General features: G+C 37.6%; 9 protein-coding genes. 8 read left to right on the top strand and 1 reads right to left on the bottom strand.

Going from position 1 to position 18,917, the window contains the following annotated elements; translation table 11 throughout:
- Positions 1-3: 3 nt before the first annotated feature.
- The 4 genes from K412_RS0104270 (at position 4) to pflA (ending at position 6,805) form a co-directional block, all read left to right on the top strand.
- Positions 4-1,692 carry a DUF2207 family protein gene (locus tag K412_RS0104270; RefSeq protein WP_034847147.1) on the top strand — a complete coding sequence of 563 codons (1,689 nt, stop codon included), beginning with the start codon at positions 4-6 and terminating at the stop codon, positions 1,690-1,692.
- 366 nt (positions 1,693-2,058) lie between these two features.
- Complete coding sequence (locus tag K412_RS0104265; RefSeq protein ID WP_024831971.1) at positions 2,059-3,531, top strand: hypothetical protein; 1,473 nt, start codon at positions 2,059-2,061, stop codon at positions 3,529-3,531.
- A gap of 220 nt (positions 3,532-3,751) precedes the next feature.
- A complete protein-coding gene (gene pflB / locus K412_RS0104260; RefSeq protein WP_024831970.1) occupies positions 3,752-5,980 on the top strand; it encodes a formate C-acetyltransferase in 2,229 nt (742 codons plus the stop codon).
- A gap of 102 nt (positions 5,981-6,082) precedes the next feature.
- The gene (pflA, locus tag K412_RS0104255) at positions 6,083-6,805 is read left to right on the top strand and encodes a pyruvate formate-lyase-activating protein (RefSeq protein WP_024831969.1); all 723 of its coding nucleotides are present in this window, start codon (positions 6,083-6,085) and stop codon (positions 6,803-6,805) included.
- A 5-nt stretch (positions 6,806-6,810) separates the two neighbouring features.
- Here pflA and K412_RS0104250 read toward each other — a convergent pair whose 3' ends face one another.
- Positions 6,811-6,993 carry a DUF6472 family protein gene (locus K412_RS0104250; protein ID WP_024831968.1) on the bottom strand — a complete coding sequence of 61 codons (183 nt, stop codon included), beginning with the start codon at positions 6,991-6,993 and terminating at the stop codon, positions 6,811-6,813.
- Positions 6,994-7,179: 186 nt separating this feature from the next.
- On the opposite strand from K412_RS0104250, the gene K412_RS21305 reads away from it, so the two are divergent.
- The 4 genes from K412_RS21305 (at position 7,180) to K412_RS0104230 (ending at position 18,772) form a co-directional block, all read left to right on the top strand.
- Complete coding sequence (locus K412_RS21305; RefSeq protein ID WP_024831967.1) at positions 7,180-7,740, top strand: amidase domain-containing protein; 561 nt, start codon at positions 7,180-7,182, stop codon at positions 7,738-7,740.
- A 257-nt stretch (positions 7,741-7,997) separates the two neighbouring features.
- Positions 7,998-8,636, top strand: a complete 639-nt coding sequence (locus K412_RS0104240) for a hypothetical protein (protein ID WP_024831966.1) — start codon at positions 7,998-8,000, stop codon at positions 8,634-8,636.
- Between the two features lie 128 nt (positions 8,637-8,764).
- Entirely contained in the window at positions 8,765-17,236 is an 8,472-nt protein-coding gene (locus tag K412_RS0104235; protein ID WP_024831965.1) for a glycoside hydrolase family 94 protein, read from the top strand.
- A 327-nt stretch (positions 17,237-17,563) separates the two neighbouring features.
- The gene (locus K412_RS0104230; RefSeq protein ID WP_024831964.1) at positions 17,564-18,772 is read left to right on the top strand and encodes an NADP-dependent isocitrate dehydrogenase; all 1,209 of its coding nucleotides are present in this window, start codon (positions 17,564-17,566) and stop codon (positions 18,770-18,772) included.
- The last annotated feature ends 145 nt before the right edge of the window (positions 18,773-18,917 follow it).

Raw genomic sequence — 18,917 nt, 5'->3', positions numbered from 1 at the left:
CCAATGCGAAAAAAAATAAGCTGCATTATTATATGTTTTGTCCTGCTGACTGTTTTCGCTCTCCCTTCTTTTGCAGCAAATCAGGTGAATACCATAAATATTCAAGCTGTCATCAACCAAGACGGCTCCATGAACATTACCCAGAACTGGGAAGGGAGCTTTGAGGATGGAACAGAAATATACATTCCTATGAATGCACCCGATTATTTGACTATCAGCGAGTTGAAAGTCTCTGACCAAAATGGTAGCTATAAAACAGTTGAGGATTGGGACATTGACTGGAGCTTTAAAGAGAAGGCTCAAAAATGTGGTATTCATAATACTGACAGCGGTTATGAAATCTGCTTTGGTATCAGCCAATATGGTCAAAACCACTATACAATTGAATATAAATTGGACAATGTAATAGGCAGTTATACCGATAGAGACGGTGTAAATTTTCGTTTCGTAAATAGAGGAATGAATACTACCCCTACTGATGTAATGCTTCAAATTCGCCTTGCGGACGGTACCCCTATCACTGATGAAATTGCCGATATTTGGGGGTTTGGATTTATAGGTAAGGTGGAATTTGAGAATGGAAGCATTGTTGCCAAAACAGATACCAAACTATCCTCAGACAATCATGTGACAGTAATGTTTGCCATAGATAAAGGGATTATTTCTCCATCACGGCAGGAAACAGGAAGTTTTGAAGAAGTGAAGGCAAGAGCATTTGAGGGCAGTGATTACGATAGCTCGGAAAATGAAGATGTATCAGCATTTGCTTTGATTATTTCAGTACTGATATTTATAGTACTTCCCATAGTGTTGGTTGTATGGATTAGTAGTGTGAAAAAGAAAAGGGCAGTGAAAAAACTTATAAGCTTCTCCGAAAGATTCGGGTATTTTAGGGAAATTCCCAACGAAGGCAACTTAAGTGCTACATATGCTTTAGGAAGGCTTTTCAATATATGTAATGAAGGCTCAATTCTTGCTACAGGGATGCTTCGGTTAATCCAACTGGGCTGTCTGTCAGCTCTGGAAACCCAGGAAGTTAGCTTTATGGGAAAGACCAAAGAAACAGTTAGCTTGCGACTTATGGGCCAAAAACATCACCTAATGAATGAATATGATGAATACCTATATACGATATTGGAGCGTGCGGCTGGTTCGGATGCCATATTACAGGCAAGAGAATTGGGGCGTTTTGCTAATCAGAATGATAAACTCCTTCGTGCCTATATTCAAAAGCACGACAGTGCAGGCAAAACTTATTTGAATCGAAAAAATTGCTTAAAACGGTGGAATACCACTGTTAAACTAACAGACCTGACACCTAATGGTGAAAAGGAGTTGGGTGAACTGATGGGATTAAAACGGTATCTGGAGGATTTTTCACTGATTGCCGAGCGTGGTGTCAAGGAAATACCGATTTGGAGGGAATTGTTGTCCTATGCTATGCTTTTTGGCATAGCCGACCAGGTAGCGGAGCAAATGAAAGAGTTATATCCAGAGATGTCTTCCGAATTGTCAGATTACAGCCAGAGTATGGTTACAGCCTATTCGTATCAGCATTTACTTTACAGTAATATGATAAAAGCCGAACAACAGCGTGAACTGGAAAGACGAAGTGACGGAGGAGGCGGTTTTGCATCCTTTGGCGGAGGCGGAGGCTCCATCGGTGGTGGTTCTGGCGGAGGAACGAGATAATTCTTTATTACATATCCGTCATTTATTAATTTAGCAATAAATAACATTGATAGAGGTAGAATTTTTAGGTCAGCTTAAATAACCTAAAGATTCTGCCTCTTTTCTTTAATTAAACTAGCTATGGTGTAAGATGTTTATATATTGCAAATATGGTACGCATTGACAATTAATTAGGTAATTGATAAACTCAGAAAGTACAGTGTTCAGATTATGATGTAAGAATCATAATGAAAGGAGGTCTATACTGTACTGCTGATAATCAGCTAAACGTACTGCTTTTAGAGATAATATTTGCAAAGTAAAAGGATTTCCGCAATAACTTCAAAATAGTCGGACGGCTAACTATACAACAAGGAGAGATTTTATATGAAATTTAGTAAAAAGAAATTGTTGTCATTACTCATGGTTGTTTCAATGTCTTTTGCTTTTATTTGTCCAATGAACGTAGTTGCAGCAGAAAAAACAGATTTAAAAATGCGTGTTGAGTATGCACCTAATAAAGAAATAAAGACACAAGAAGCAGTACAGGTTACTAATTTGATTTCTGCTAAAAATACAGTGAAGTCAAAAAAACTGGATAAGAAAGTTGATATTTCAAGTGTTAAAAAGGGACGTCTACAGAATGATACAGGAACAGCAAAGGTAGCGGCTGCCAAGTCAGAAGTAACGGCTCAATCAACAGTAGTTGCAGGAACAGTAAGTGGCTATTTAACTGCTACTGGTGATGCAAGGTTATATTCTTTAAATTTGCAACCGGGAATATACCTTCAGGCACAGCTGACAACACCTGCAAATCCTAATTTAGATTATGATTTATATTTGCTGGATTCGCAAGGATATATTCTGTGCGGCTCAGAATATTTTACGCAGATTAACGGGACTGGAGGGACATTGCCGGAAGCACTGGGATATATAACATCAGGCGATGCAACAGCTACATATTATTTATATGTTCATTCATCAAGCGGCGGAAGTGTAAGCGAAGCATTTAAATTAGATTATTCAGTAAGCGCTGCTTGTGATAGCTATGAAATCGACGAGCATGCAAGCCAGGCTCTGGCATTTACATACGGAACGAGCGGAGCATATGTTAACGCAAGAAATTTGAGTTCACCTATTGATAACGATTGGTATGTTATTACAGTACCCAGCAGCAGAATATATGATAAATTGCAGATTACTGCTACTACTTCGTCTACTAATACATGTTCAGTTCAGGTTTATAGGAATGTTTCATCATCAGGTTTTGCTATGCAGAGGATAACCCCAAGCGGAAATAATTTTTCTGTTGGCACAGGAACATATTATATAAGGGTCAGCAATGCAAAAACCATGGAAGAGTATAATGATACTGATATTCAGAATTATACATTGACAGTAACTCCAATATTAAGAGCAGACACTATAACAATTACTGATTTAAACGGAACAGAAGGTTTGAATCATGTGGTTAACTACCCTGGTTATGGAACTCATTTCAGGACTGGTACAGGAACATTAACAATTTCCGGGTATGCCACGGTAAAAGACCCAACTACAAATGTTACTTATGCAGTTGCAGGAGTGGGAGTTACAGGGATGTATTACAATCCCCATTGGGATAGTAATAACACACCGGATTATGCCGTCAGAACAGGTACTAACGTGACTGATTCTTCAGGCAAATTTAACATTTACATAAACTTACCGTCGGGATATGGTGCCTTTATGTACGTTTCAACTGCTACCTACCATTATTTCGATATATGCGGTGTTCAGGCATATTTGAGTGATAACCCAAATATAAAAGATGAGGAAACCATTTTCCATCTTGCATATACAGTGTATCATCCATTCTAATCTAAATTATATAAAAATATGTCTAGTGGTAGTAAAAATAGGAAATCCAGCAAATATTAAAAACAGTATACATAACGCTGAAACAGCTTTAAAAGCTTCATCCGCTTTGGATGGAGCTTTTTTTATGAGTGCGTGTTATAAATTCCCAGTAATTTTGTTGGTTTTCACTTCTTATTTTGGGTATAAATATATTAACACAATATAAAAAGAGGTGTTTACAATGGACGCTTGGAGATATTTCAAAACTGGCAACTGGTCCGAAGAAATAGATGTAAGGGATTTTATTATTAATAATTATACACCATATGAAGGAGATGATTCATTTTTAAAGGGCCCCACGGAAAGAACCAAAAAGCTCTGGAAAAAAGTCAGTGATAAACTGGATGAGGAAAGAAAGAACGGAGGAGTCCTTGATGTCGACACTAAAATAATATCAACAATGACTTCACATGAACCTGGATATATAGATAAAGAGTTGGAGAAAATTGTAGGTTTGCAAACTGATGAACCTTTGAAAAGGGGCATAATGCCATTTGGCGGTATCAGAATGGTGGTAAAGGGTGGTGAGGCCTACGGCAAAAAAATTGACGAAAGCGTTGTTAAGCTATTTACTGAATATCGAAAAACTCATAATGACGGCGTTTACGATGTATATACCCCTGAAATGATGAGGGCAAAAAAAGCAGGTATCATAACAGGGTTGCCTGATGCATACGGTAGAGGAAGAATAATAGGTGATTACAGAAGGGTTGCACTGTACGGAGTTGACAGGCTTATCAACGATAAACAGAAGCAGCTTACAAGTCTTGAAATGGATTATATGGACAGTGAGACTATCCAAGAGAGAGAAGAAACCAAAAGCCAGATAAAAGCTCTTGAGTACTTAAAACAAATGGCACAAATGTACGGCTTCGATATTTCAAGGCCTGCTGAAACCGCACAGGAAGCCTTCCAATGGCTGTATTTCGGTTTCTTGGGAGCAGTAAAGGAGCAGAACGGTGCTGCTATGAGTCTCGGAAGAGTTTCAACATTTCTTGATATTTATATAGAGAGGGATATGAAGGAAGGTACACTTACTGAGGAAGAGGCTCAGGAGCTTGTGGATCACTTTGTAATGAAACTGAGATTGGTAAGATTCCTGAGAACCCCAGAATACGAAAAACTGTTTTCAGGAGACCCTACATGGGTAACAGAGAGTATTGGAGGAATGGGTCTTGACGGACGTACATTGGTAACTAAGAATTCCTTTAGAATGCTCCATACATTGTTTAACTTAGGTCATGCACCTGAGCCTAATTTAACGGTATTGTGGTCGGTACATTTGCCTGTTGGCTTCAAAAAATATTGTTCATATGTTTCCATTAATACAAGCTCCATCCAATACGAGAACGATGACATAATGAGATACTATTGGGGAGATGATTATGGTATAGCGTGCTGTGTTTCCGCCATGAGAATAGGAAAACAGATGCAGTTCTTTGGAGCCCGTTGTAATATGGCTAAAGCCCTATTGTACGCAATTAACGGAGGACGTGACGAAAAAACAGGAGTTCAGGTAGGGCCTATTATGCAGGCTGTTGAGACCGAATATCTTGATTACGATGATGTAATGAAAAGGTTTGACGCAGTACTTACATGGGTTGCAAGACTTTACATTAACACTCTGAATATTATACACTATATGCACGACAAGTACGCTTATGAAAGACTGCAGATGTCTTTGCACGACAAAGATATATTAAGAACTATGGCCTGCGGAATAGCCGGATTGTCCGTAGTTGCAGATTCGCTGAGTGCTATCAAATATGCAAAGGTAAAGGTAATAAGAAATGAAGATGGACTTGCAGTTGACTATGATATAGAAGGTGATTATCCGAAATTTGGAAATAACGACGACCGTGTAGATAATATAGCAGTAATGTTAGTGAAAAATTTTATGGAAAAGTTGGAAAAACAGAGAACTTATAGACATTCTGTTCCTACTCTTTCAATACTTACTATTACATCAAATGTTGTATATGGTGAAAAGACAGGTAATACACCTGATGGAAGAAAAGCAGGAGAACCTTTTGGCCCAGGTGCAAACCCAATGCACGGAAGAGATTTGAACGGAGCACTTGCTGTTCTTCAATCTATTTCAAAACTGCCTTACCAATTTGCACAGGACGGTATATCATATACATTTTCCATAATTCCAAAAGCACTTGGAAGAGAGGAAGATGCAAGGATAAACAACCTTTTATCCCTCCTAGACTCCTACTTCAAGTCAGGTGGACATCATATTAATATAAATGTGTTTGAAAGGGAAATGTTGATGGATGCAATGGAGCATCCCGAAAAGTATCCTCAGCTTACAATCAGAGTATCAGGCTATGCGGTAAACTTTATAAAGTTGACAAGGGAACAGCAACTGGATGTAATAAACAGAACTATACACGAAAATATATAGGTAACAACCGGATGGATTTCGGGGTATATACTAATATAAATCCCGGAATCTATTCTGGATTTAATTTTATAAGGGTGTGCAAGTTAGAAGGAGGTAATTCTGGTGGAAATTAAAGGAAGAGTGCATTCGTTTGAAACCTTTGGGACTGTGGATGGTCCAGGTATTAGATTTATAGTATTTCTCAAAGGCTGTCCTCTGCGATGCAAATACTGCCATAATAGGGATGCATGGAGCTCTGAAGGGGCAAAACTGTACACACCACAGGAAGTGATGACTGAAATACTGAAGTACAAAAACTTTATAGAAGCCTCTCAAGGAGGAATAACAGTTAGCGGAGGAGAGCCGCTAATACAGCATGAATTTGTAAAGGAATTATTTAAATTGTGTCGTGAAGCGGGAATACATACTGCTGTTGATACTTCAGGCTACGTCAATGTTGAAGATGTAAAGGAAACACTTGAATATACAGACCTTGTACTTCTGGACTTAAAACAGGCAAATGCAAAGAAGCATTTGGACTTGACTGGTGTGGAAAATGAACGCATAAAGCTTTTTACAAGCTATTTGAGTGAAATTGGAAAACCAGTGTGGATTAGATATGTCCTTGTACCAGGTTATACAGACCACGAAGAGGATTTGCTGGCAGCATATAATTATTTAAAGGGATTCAAAAATATAGAGAAAATAGAGGTTCTTCCATACCATTCTATGGGGAAAGTTAAATGGGAGAAGCTAAACGTAGAATATCCTCTGGAGGGGGTGCCTTCCCCTTCTCAGGAAGAAGTGGACAGAGCTAAAAATATTCTGACCACAGGAAAACCGTAGCAATTTTACATTTGCTTTCTTACGGTTTTATATTCGTCATTAAATTGAAAGTAAGGGCAGTTGCTAAAAGATTTTGTAATAAATCTTAACATTTCATCTTCATCCAGATTTACCTGACAGTAATAAGAGCCGTATTCTTCATCATACAGGTAATTGATGCAGCAGTCGCAGTTTGATTTAGTTTTCATCAGAAAAACCTCCTACTAAAAAATTGTACTATAATAAAATGTCTCATGATTTTAAATCATAGGGGCATTTTTTTATACCATATATTAAAAAATGATGTATTGTCAAGAAGTAGTAAAGTGACTATAAAAATAAGTAAAGGTTAGAAGTATTTGATATAAAGAATGTGGTTGTAAATATGGGGAATTATGAGTGTAAGCTCCACAGCTAGAAATAAAATGGTTACATATGCAACAACAAATTGCTCTAAAAATCAACCAAGTTCAGGAAATTCAAGCCTTGCTCCATACTATGATTTTTCTCACATTAGTGGAGCATATGATTGTACTAATTTTATATCCCACTGTTTATTAGCGGGAGGTGCTGTAGAAAATCATAACGGTTGGTATTATGATGGGGATAAGGGACGCTCCGCTTCATGGACTGGTGTTGTGCAATTTTATAATTTTATAGTATCAAATACAGGAAAAGGACCCAAGGGTAAGGGGAATGGATTGAAATACGCTTGTCCTCCTTCAGAAGTAAATTGGCAAAAAGGGGATATTATACAGATAAAGTATACTGATGTATTTCGTCATTCTACAATAATTACCGGTACATATGCTCCAAACGCATACAGCACTATACCAAAAATAACTTCCAGAACAGCTGATAACAATTACAAAAAAAATGTAGCTCTTACTAGTGCATACCCGATTGGACAAGGGGTTAAGGAATATAGATTGATTAACATAACCAGTTTGACTTAAAAGTAAATTTTACATTAAATCTGTTTTATTTGTGAGGGCTATATGGACTATTGAGTATTGCAGTCGTCCCTCAAGACAAAGTATAAAGTATTTACTAACAAGTAAAAATTAAAATGCGAGTCCTAAAGAGGCTCGCGTTTTCTTTTTTTATAAAGTTTGAAACGAGAATGCCGATAAATATATGTAACAGTATTACAAACAATCCAAAAATTAGAATAAAGTTTATCTTAAACTTACTTACTAAAGGAACTAGTTCAATGAAAATTAAATGTTTTATTTGTATGATTGCAATATTATCAATTATTTTATGCGGTTGTAATGGACAGAAAGTGTCTGTTAATACTCAAGATGTCAGTCAAAGTGAAAATACTCCTGATGTTAAGGTTAATACGGAAGTAACCTTAGGCAGCTGCCCGTTAACCGATATGGGAAAAGCTGACTATATACTGGCACTACGAATGTACAAAGGTGAGTATCATGAACAGTATCTTCCGGGAAGTGATTCAGGGCCTAACTGGACAGGAAACTTCAAACTGTGCATTATTGATACACTACAGGATCGTGTTATTGAATCATACCCAATTAATGAAGAGCTAACCTTTAAAAAGCAAATAGGAATAACCTTAAAGGATTATAATAAGGATGGGAATTTTGATTTTCTGATAGGTCAATATGCATCATCTAATTTTAATATATATAAAATGTACTATATTACAAAAGACTTTAAAATAGGGTATTATAACAATATCGGCGAAATTTCCGTTAGCAGTAAAAGCTATTCTCCGGAATTAGAAGAGGATGATAAAGGTAATCTGGTATACGCCTTTTATGATAATTCCTCAGGTAAAACAATTACAAAAACAATAGATTTAAAAATGCTTAATATAAAAAAGTAAACTTTAATATGAATATGTATTTCACCAAATGGCTAAACAATGACTAAACATTCAATTTTAGGGAAACATAATTATTGAATGTTTAGTTTTTTTATTAAAAATTTTAAGATAAACGGTGATATACATATATGAATAATATATCAATTATCCTAATAATAATATTAATTGCTATTATTGCAGGTTTGATAGGACTTGTTCTTAGAAAGAAACCATCTTATGAGGTTCACATAGAAGATGTCGTCCTCAGTCCTGATGATTTATTGAGACATGCCGAGCAGTTGGCCAAGACACAGATTACAGAAAAGAGAAGCACAGGAATAAATAAGATTAGGGAAAGAATAGAAAGAAATTTTCAAAATGTTCTTGACACCTATCATAAATTCAATATAGATATTTCTGCGTCTTTCCCTATTCCTCCGGCGGCTGAATGGCTTTTAGATAATTTTTATATCATTGAAGAACAAAAGAGTATTCTTTTAAAGGAATTAGGAGAAGCAAAGCAGGCATTACCTGTAATAACCGAGGGTGCTTATGCAGGATATCCAAGGATATTTGCAATAGCGGTGGATTTAGTGTCTCATTGTGATGGCAATATCAATGAAAAGGTTATAAGAGATTTCATTACCGCCTATCAGAAGTACTCTTTCCTTTCAATACAGGAACTTTGGATGCTGTCAACAATGTTAAAGGTGGCTCTTTTAGAAAAACTATGGGCTGTGTGCGACAGGATGAAGGAAAACCGTCAGGATTGGTATAAGGCGGAAAATATAATTAATGGTATCAGGCATAATAATGAGAATTGCGATGATTTCAAAAGGCATATAGACCAGCTTGACAAAATAACACCTGCTTTTGCGGAACATCTTATTAAAAAACTTAGGAAAGATGGAGCAAAAACTCTATGGATGATTGAATGTCTGGACAGTATTCTTATTCAAAAAAGTACTTCAACAGATAATCTGATTTCAGAGGATCACTTTAATCAAGCAACACTTCAGGTATCCATAGGAAATGTTATTAATAGCTTCAGAGCATTATCAAGCTTTGACAATACTGTCCTGTTTGAAGAATTAAGTGAAGTTGAAAGAATTCTCAAACTTGACCCATGTGGAATATATTCTCAAATGGACTTTAATTCCAGAAACCATTATAGAGACATTGTAATGAAAATGGGAAGCAAATATAATACAACTGAAATAAACATAGCAAGATTATGCGTAGATTTGGCAAAGGAAAAGTACCAACAGAATCCTTCTATAACTGCTGAAACCCATGTAGGATACTATCTTACCGGAAATGGAATCGGCATTCTTACTGACAGACTCGGAAACAATAAGCCGACATTCTTTAAAAACCGCGAGAGATGGTATATTTCAGCCGTGGTGATTTTCTCTATTTTAATTGCACTTATACCTACAGTAAACAGTATAGCAAGAGAAAAGGGTGCAATGGTCTATTTTGCCTTACTGACTGGAATACTTTCAATTATTCCTGCAAGCGAGATAGTTGTGTCGGTACTCAACAGCAGTATAAGCAGAATTGCAAAGCCTGCAAGACTTCCAAAACTGGAACTCAAGGATGGCATACCTGAGGAATGGGCAACTATGGTGATTATTCCAACCCTTATACCTAATGTAAAGAGAACCATTGAACTAATTGATAATTTGGAAGTTTTTTATCTTGCCAACAAAGGCAGTAATATATACTTTTCCCTTGTGGGAGATTTCAAGGATGCGGATGAAGAAACCCTTTCAGATGATAATGAAATAATAGAAGCTGGAATAAAAAGGGTAAAAGACTTAAACAGCAAATACTCTAATGCCGATGGAAAGCCAATTTTCTATTTTTTCTGCAGGAAAAGAACCTATAACGAAAAGCAGAGTAAGTGGTTGGGTTGGGAGAGAAAAAGAGGAGCAATTGTAGAATTCAACAGACTTCTTGTGGGAGACAGAAATACAGGTTACGTGTTTAGCAGTGGTGATATTAATTCACTACCTAATATAAAGTATGTAATAACTTTGGATGCAGATACACAGTTACCTCTGGATACTGCAAAACAGATGGTAGGAGCTATGGCTCATCCCTTGAACAAGGCGTATTTTGATGTTGAAAAGGGTATTGTCACTAAAGGCTATGGTATTATGCAGCCTCGTGTTGACGTAAATATCGAAAGTGCAGGAATATCCCTATTTACCAGAGTATTTGCAGGGCAGGGAGGTATTGACCCGTATACAACAACTGTTTCTGATGTATATCAGGATACGTTTGGTGAAGGTATATTTACCGGGAAAGGCATATATGACGTTGATGTTTTTAGAATGGCTCTTGATACAACAATACCTGAGAACAGTGTGTTAAGCCATGACCTGTTGGAAGGTAGTTTTTTAAGAACTGCTCTAGTTACTGATATAGAATTGATTGACGGCTATCCGGCAAAGTACAATTCATTTATGATGAGACTTCATCGCTGGACAAGAGGAGATTGGCAACTGCTGCCGTGGATACTGGGGAAAAATCCTTTATCTTTGCTGTCGCGCTGGAAAATGATAGACAATTTAAGGAGAAGTCTGGTTCAGCCACTTCTAGCACTTATAGCATTATTGGCTGTATTGCTGTTTAGATATAGTAGCAGGGGATGGCTTATCCTAGCGCTAATTTCTCTGTGTTCCCCAGTTTTGAATTATTTTGTACAGCTTGTGCTTGTAGGTAACTATAAGATATATATTGCAAAGCGAAGAACTACTATTATAACTGGGCTAAAAGCAATACTTTTGCAATTAGGACTACTTCTGACATTTTTGCCGTATCAGGCTGAATTAATGGTAGATGCTGTATTTAAATCACTATACAGAGTATATATATCAAAACGGAACCTTCTGGAATGGGTTACGGCAGCGGATATGGAAATGTCCCTTAAAAATGGAGTGGACAGCTATTACAGACGAATGTGGTTCGCGCCTGTATATGGTACGGTTATTTTACTGATTTCAATTTTTTACAGGAAAGAGTTTATACCTGTGGCTGCGGCAGCATTTGTTTTGTGGGTTCTTTCTCCCTGGATAGCGTATGCTATCAGTATTCCCACATCAAAAAGTAAAGCGCTGCTTGATTCAAAAGAAATTGAAGAGGTCAGATTGCTGGCAAGAAGAACCTGGTGCTATTTTGATGAATTTGCAGGATTAGAAGAAAACTATTTGCCTGCAGATAATTACCAAGAAGAACCATATAAGGGAGCAGCACATAGAACATCTCCTACAAACATAGGTTTGCTTCTGGTATCAAATTTGGCTGCCAGAGATATGGGATATATAAATACACTGGACTTTTTAACAAGAATTGAAAACACAATAAATACCATTGAAAAAATGGATAAATGGAACGGGCATTTATATAATTGGTATAATACTACAACATTGGAGGTGCTTCGCCCTAAATTTATTTCAACTGTAGACAGCGGAAATTTCATAGGCTACTTGATGGTGCTTCAAGAAGGCCTTTCCGAGCTGATGAAAAGGCCAATATATGACTTCTCAACAATTGAGGGGTTATTTGACCTGCTTGCGATATGCAATTCGGAAATAGACAAAAGTTGTGCATATTTTGATATAGAACTACTGAAAAAGCTTATAAATAAGGATAATACAGGAGAAAGTCTTAAAAATCTTTTGTCTGCCGCATTAAAATTAGTTGACGAGCTGGACAAAAGTAAAAGGACAGGGTACTGGCTTAAAAAGCTGGATAGATATATTAACACAATTAATTCTGAATACGCAAAATACAAGGAAAATCTCTTTTCTCCCATTGAAAATATACCCCAGGAGATGGAGAGAATTCATAAGCTGCAAACCAAGATTCAGCAGCTTATTGATGCAATGGAATTCAAGCATTTATTTGACCCGGTCAGAAATCTCTTTACCATAGGCTTTGATGTTGAGGAAGGCCATGCAAGCAAATCATATTATGACCTTTTTGCTTCGGAAGCCAGACAGACCAGCCTTATTGCTGTAGCCAGAGGCGAAGCAGGGAGGCAGCACTGGTTCAAGCTGGGAAGGAAGCTGGTTAAAGTAAACGGTATGAAGGGGCTTGCCTCATGGACAGGAACAATGTTTGAATATCTTATGCCAAGACTGCTAATAAAGAGTTACTCAAACACTTTAATTGACAAAACCTACGAATTTGTTGTAAAGACACAGATAAAATATGGACTGTCAAACAAAGCACCTTGGGGAATTTCAGAATCTTGCTATTATGCATTTGATATTGGATTAAATTACCAATATAGAGCTTTCGGTGTACCTCAACTGGGATTGAAAAGAGGTCTTGCAAATGATTTTGTTGCTGCACCATATGCAACTGTAATGGCTCTGGACATAGCTCCACGGGAATGTATTGAAAATATACAAAGGTTCATGGCTATTGGTGCTGTTGGAAATTTTGGACTTTATGAAGCAGTTGATTTTACAAACTCAAGAATGGGCAAGGATCAGTTATATGCTGTTGTGAAATGCTATATGGTTCACCATCAGGGAATGAGCATGCTTGCATTTGTGAATTTCTTTAAAAACAACATAATGCAGGAGCGTTTCCATAGAAATCCTATTATAAAAGCTGTTGATTCTCTATTACAGGAAAAATTCCCTGCAGCTGCGGTAATAAGCAAGGAATTTAGAGAACAGCCTGTAGGAGGAATACGAAAGAACGTTACCCACGAGGATACAGTTATAAGGGAATATGAAAAGCTCTATGCATATCCAAACATGCATTTGTTGTCCAACGGAAGCTACTACCTGATGATAACGGACAAGGGCTCAGGATATGGCAAGTTACATTCAATGTCTGTGTACAGATGGATTAACGATTATATGCAGAGTAGCGGAGCATTTATATATATTAGAAATGTTAACTCAAATGAGTTTTGGTCCACTACGTATAATCCGACAAATACCAAGCCGGAGGTATACAAGGCTATATTCGCACCTCACAAGGCGGAGTTTGTCAGGAGAGAAGGGAATATTGAAACAAATACTGAGGTGATTATCAGCTCTGAGGACAACACCGAGGTAAGGCGAGTAAGCATACACAACCACAGCAACTCCAAAAGGATAATAGAGCTTACCAGCTATATGGAAGTTGTGCTGACACAGCCTGAAGCCGATACAGCTCACCCTGCATTCAGCAAGTTGTTTGTAAAGACTGAATATGTGGACGAATACAACGGACTTCTGGCAATGAGAAGGAAAAGGGATGATATAAAACAGACTACATGGGGATATCATATTGCCTCTACAAATGGAAAAGTACACGGACATGTGGAATATGAGACAGATAGGTCTCTTTTCATAGGCAGAAACAGAAATCTTTCAAACCCGCGTGCAATGGAACCGGACAGACCTCTTTCCAATTCTGTAGGTTCTGTACTTGACCCTGTTTTCAGTTTGAGAATAAGGGTTATAGTTGAGCCGGGAGAAAGTACTGTAGTCAATTTTTGCATGGGAGCATGCGACAGCAGGAAAACAGCTGTTGAAATGCTGGCAAAATACAGTGACCCCGCAGCGGCAGATAGAGTCATTGAAATGGCATGGACAAGAAGCATTGTAGAAGCAGGCTTTATAAACGTCAATGCCGATGACGAGAAAAATTACCTTAGACTTTTACCTCGAATGATATTTGGCATTGACAGAAGAGATCAGGCCGAATATATCCTGAGAAATTCTTTGAGTCAGCCTGATTTGTGGCCTTTTGGTATATCAGGGGATTTGCCTATTGTACTTGTTACGGTAAAAAGCAGAGACAGCTTTGAAGAGGTTGACTGGGCTTTGAAATTACATGATTTCTATAGAATCAAAGGGGTTGTATTTGATTTGGTAATTCTGCTTACGGATGAAGAATCCTATATACAGCCTATATTTGAAATGATACGGGATATGGCTGTTTCGGGAAGACCTTTTGATCTTATGGATAAAAGAGGCGGTATATTCATACGAAATTCAAGGCAGATGAATGAAGAACAAAAAAATCTGCTTTATGCATGTGCAAAAATAGTATTGGATGCTGATAAGGGTATTTCGTCATTGATGGACGTAATAGAAGGTATTGAAAAATCTCTGAATGTTGAAACTCATGGGATTTCCGAGGTTTCTCCGGAGGAGGTTATTACATCAACTCTGATAGACGAAAACATTAGGAAAAATGCTGTAATATCCGAAGAACTTTTGTTTTTTAACGGCTTTGGCGGTTTTGCTAAAGATGGTAAAGAATATGTTATCCAATTAGGTGCTGGAATGAGTACTCCTGCACCATGGGTAAATGTAATTGCCAATGAAAAATTTGGATTCATATGCACCGAGTCAGGAGGAGGCTATACATGGCATCTTAACAGTAGTCAGAATAAACTGACCTCCTGGATAAACGACCCCATTACCGATACTCCATCGGAGATAATATATATTTGTAACACTCAAAGCGGTAAAGTGTGGAGTTGTACTCCTTTGCCTGTAAGAGAAACAGAACCGTATACCATAAGACATGGCTTCGGATATACCTGCTTCAGGCATAACAGTAACGGAATCAATCAAACCCTTACACAGTTTGCAGCAACAGAAGCAGCTGTGAAATTAAGTATATTGAAATTGGAAAATACCACAACAAGAGAAATGACTCTGGAAACAGCATATTATTTTAGGCCTGTACTGGGTACAGATTTTTCCCAGACATCACCGTATATTGTTACTGGTTTTGATGATGCTGCAAATGCAATATTAATTGATAATGTTTACAATGCAGATTTCAGAGGATTAAGAGCTTTTCTGGCTTCTTCAGAGAGTGAAATATCCTACACCGGCAGCCGCTTGAAATTTTTTGGCCCGGATATGGATATGCAAAACCCGGCAGGTATGAGGGAAAAACTTGATTCTAATACAGGAGCAGGTATTGATGCATGTGCGGTAATAAAGTCAAGTATAAGGCTAAAACCCGGTGAGATAAAAGAAATAGTATTCCTGCTTGGGCAAGATAATTCTGAAAAGGTTTCGGAAGTCATTGGGGCGTTTAGAAATATCGGAAATGCCAAAAATGAATTAGAAAAAGTTAAAGACAGTTGGAATAGAAGACTGGGACACATACAGGTAAAAACTCCTGACGAATCAATGAACCTGCTTCTGAATGGATGGTTACAATATCAGGTACTTTCCTGCAGAATATGGGCAAGATCAGGCTTCTATCAAGCAGGAGGGGCATTTGGTTTCCGTGATCAGCTGCAGGATGTAATGGCAGTTGTTTATAGCTTGCCGGAGCTTACAAAAAACCAGATACTTTTGCATTGTAGACACCAGTTCCCAGAAGGGGATGTTCAGCACTGGTGGCATAATCAAAAAATGAATGGTATCAGAACCAGGTATTCTGATGATTTGCTGTGGCTGCCTTACGTAACATGCGATTATATAAATGCAACGGGAGATTTTGATATACTTAATATAGAGGAACGGTATATTACATCTCCTATCCTAAAGGAAAATGAACACGAAAGATATGAGATACCCGGTGATTCAGGTCTGAAGGGGACAGTTTACGAGCACTGTATCAGAGCTATAGACCATGGCCTGAAATTCGGAATCCATGGAATACCGCTAATGGGCGGCGGAGACTGGAACGACGGAATGAATCTTGTAGGTGTTAACGGAAAAGGTGAAAGTATCTGGCTGGGATGGTTCATGTATTGTGTACTGCTTAGAATGATTCCTATTTGTAATAAAATGGGAGATACTGAGAGGGCAGAAAACTACAAAATAAAGGCAGATGCTATTATACAAGCAATTGAAAAAGAAGCATGGGATGGAAGTTGGTATAGACGTGCATATTTTGATGATGGAACGCCTCTGGGGTCAATAGAAAATGATGAATGTAAGATAGACTCATTGTCACAATCATGGGCCGCAATAACTGGTGCAGCAAAAAACACCAGAGTAGAGGAAGCAATGAGTGCCGTAGAAAAATATCTGGTTGACAGGAAAAACGGACTTATCAAGCTGCTGACTCCGCCGTTCTATGACAGTGAACTAAACCCTGGTTATATTAAGGGCTATTTACCTGGAGTGCGAGAAAACGGAGGTCAGTATACTCATGCGGCTACTTGGGTTATTTACGCATTTTCCAAACTAGGAGATGGAGAACGTGCATGGGAGCTGTTTAATATGATTAATCCTATAAATCATGCCAGAACAAAGAATGAAAGTATGACCTACAAAGTGGAGCCTTACGTCATGGCTGCCGATGTATATGCAGTTTATCCAAATGAAGGAAGAGGTGGATGGACATGGTATACCGGAGCAGCTGGCTGGATGTACAGGATAGGTATAGATCATCTTTTAGGACTTAAAAAGCAGGGAAATTCCATTTTGCTGGACCCATGTATACCACAGAGTATGATGGAATACTCCGTCAGATATGTTTATGGCAGCTCAGTTTACAATATAACAGTAAAAAATCCGGGACACAAAAATAGAGCCATTCAAAGAATAACCATAGACGGTAAACGTTACGAGACCAACAGAATAGAGCTTGTTGACGATGGAAGTACGCATGAGGTGGAAGCGGTAATGTAGACGAAATGAGGCTTTCGTAAAATTAAATTTTATTTTTATTAACTTGTATTTAGAGTATAAATTATATCAATGGAAGCTTGGTAGCAACCATTGATATAATTTTATTCGGGAGTACGGTGCTAAAACAATAAAATTCTGTATTGCAGCAGCCCGATTTTTATACGGATTTTAGTATATCAGCTTGTTAAACAGTTTACATACATCCTTCTCATATGCTATATTAAAGTAGTGTGTGAAATCTGTAACAAACTGACTTTGTATAATAAACTCGGATTTTACTGGAGATAAAGTACAATCTGAGTAAAATAACTAAAAAGGAGTATATATATGGCAAAAATATCAATGAAAACTCCACTGGTTGAAATGGATGGAGACGAAATGACCAGAGTAATCTGGAAAATGATTAAGGACATTCTTTTAAATCCTTATATTGACCTCAAAACAGAATATTACGATCTTGGGCTTGAGTACAGAGAAAAGACAGGAGACCAAGTAACTACAGATTCTGCTATTGCTACTAAAAAATACGGTGTTGCAGTAAAATGTGCAACTATAACTCCAAATGCAGAAAGAGTAAAGGAATACAACCTTACACAGATGTGGAAAAGCCCTAACGGAACAATAAGAGCAATTCTTGATGGAACAGTTTTCCGTGCACCTATATTGGTTGACAGCATTAAACCCTTTGTTAAAACATGGACAAAGCCTATAACAATAGCAAGACATGCATACGGCGACGTTTATAAGAATGTAGAATACCGTGTTCCCGGAGCAGGAAAGGCAGAATTGGTATTTACAAACGAAAAAGGTGAAGAAACCAGAGAGACAATCCATGATTTCAAAGGCGCCGGTGTTATACAGGGAATGCACAACATTGACAAGTCAATAGAAAGTTTTGCAAGATCCTGCTTCAACTATGCACTGGATGTGAAACAGGATGTATGGTTTGCTACAAAGGATACCATTTCAAAGAAATATGACCATACATTTAAAGATATTTTCCAAGAGATATACGAAAAAGAATATGATGCAAAATTCAAGGAAGCTGGAATAGAATATTTCTATACCTTAATTGATGATGCAGTTGCACGTGTTGTAAGGTCTGAGGGTGGATTCATATGGGCCTGCAAGAACTACGACGGTGACGTAATGTCAGATATGGTAGCTACTGCTTTCGGAAGTCTTGCAATGATGACTTCTGTTCTTGTATCACCTGAAGGTTACTATGAATACGAAGCAGCTCATGGAACAGTTCAGCGTCACTACTATCAGCACTTGAAAGGACAGGAAACCTCCACTAACTCCATGGCTACATTGTTTGCATGGACAGGAGCACTCCGCAAGAGAGGGGAACTGGACGGAATAAATGAACTTGTGGAATTTGCGGACAAGCTTGAAAAGGCTTCAATAAAGACAATTGAAAACGGTATAATGACAAAGGATTTGGCTGCTCTTTCAGAATTGAAGGATATAAAGACTGTAAATACAGAGCAATTCCTTATTGAAGTAAAAAATACTCTTGATTCAATGATGTAATTAATGAGAACCTAAAAGCATAATAACCATAGGATTCGGTTATTATGCTTTTTTGTCTGCCAATGGCAATTTACTATATATTTTCCTGAAAGTGTGATAAAATGACACTAGCTGTTTTGCGACTTGCAAATTTTAGAGATTTATT

The sequence above is a fragment of the Ruminiclostridium josui JCM 17888 genome, assembly GCF_000526495.1.
In the GTDB taxonomy this organism is placed as follows: domain Bacteria; phylum Bacillota; class Clostridia; order Acetivibrionales; family DSM-1351; genus Ruminiclostridium; species Ruminiclostridium josui.
This window is presented reverse-complemented; position numbering and strand designations above follow the sequence as displayed.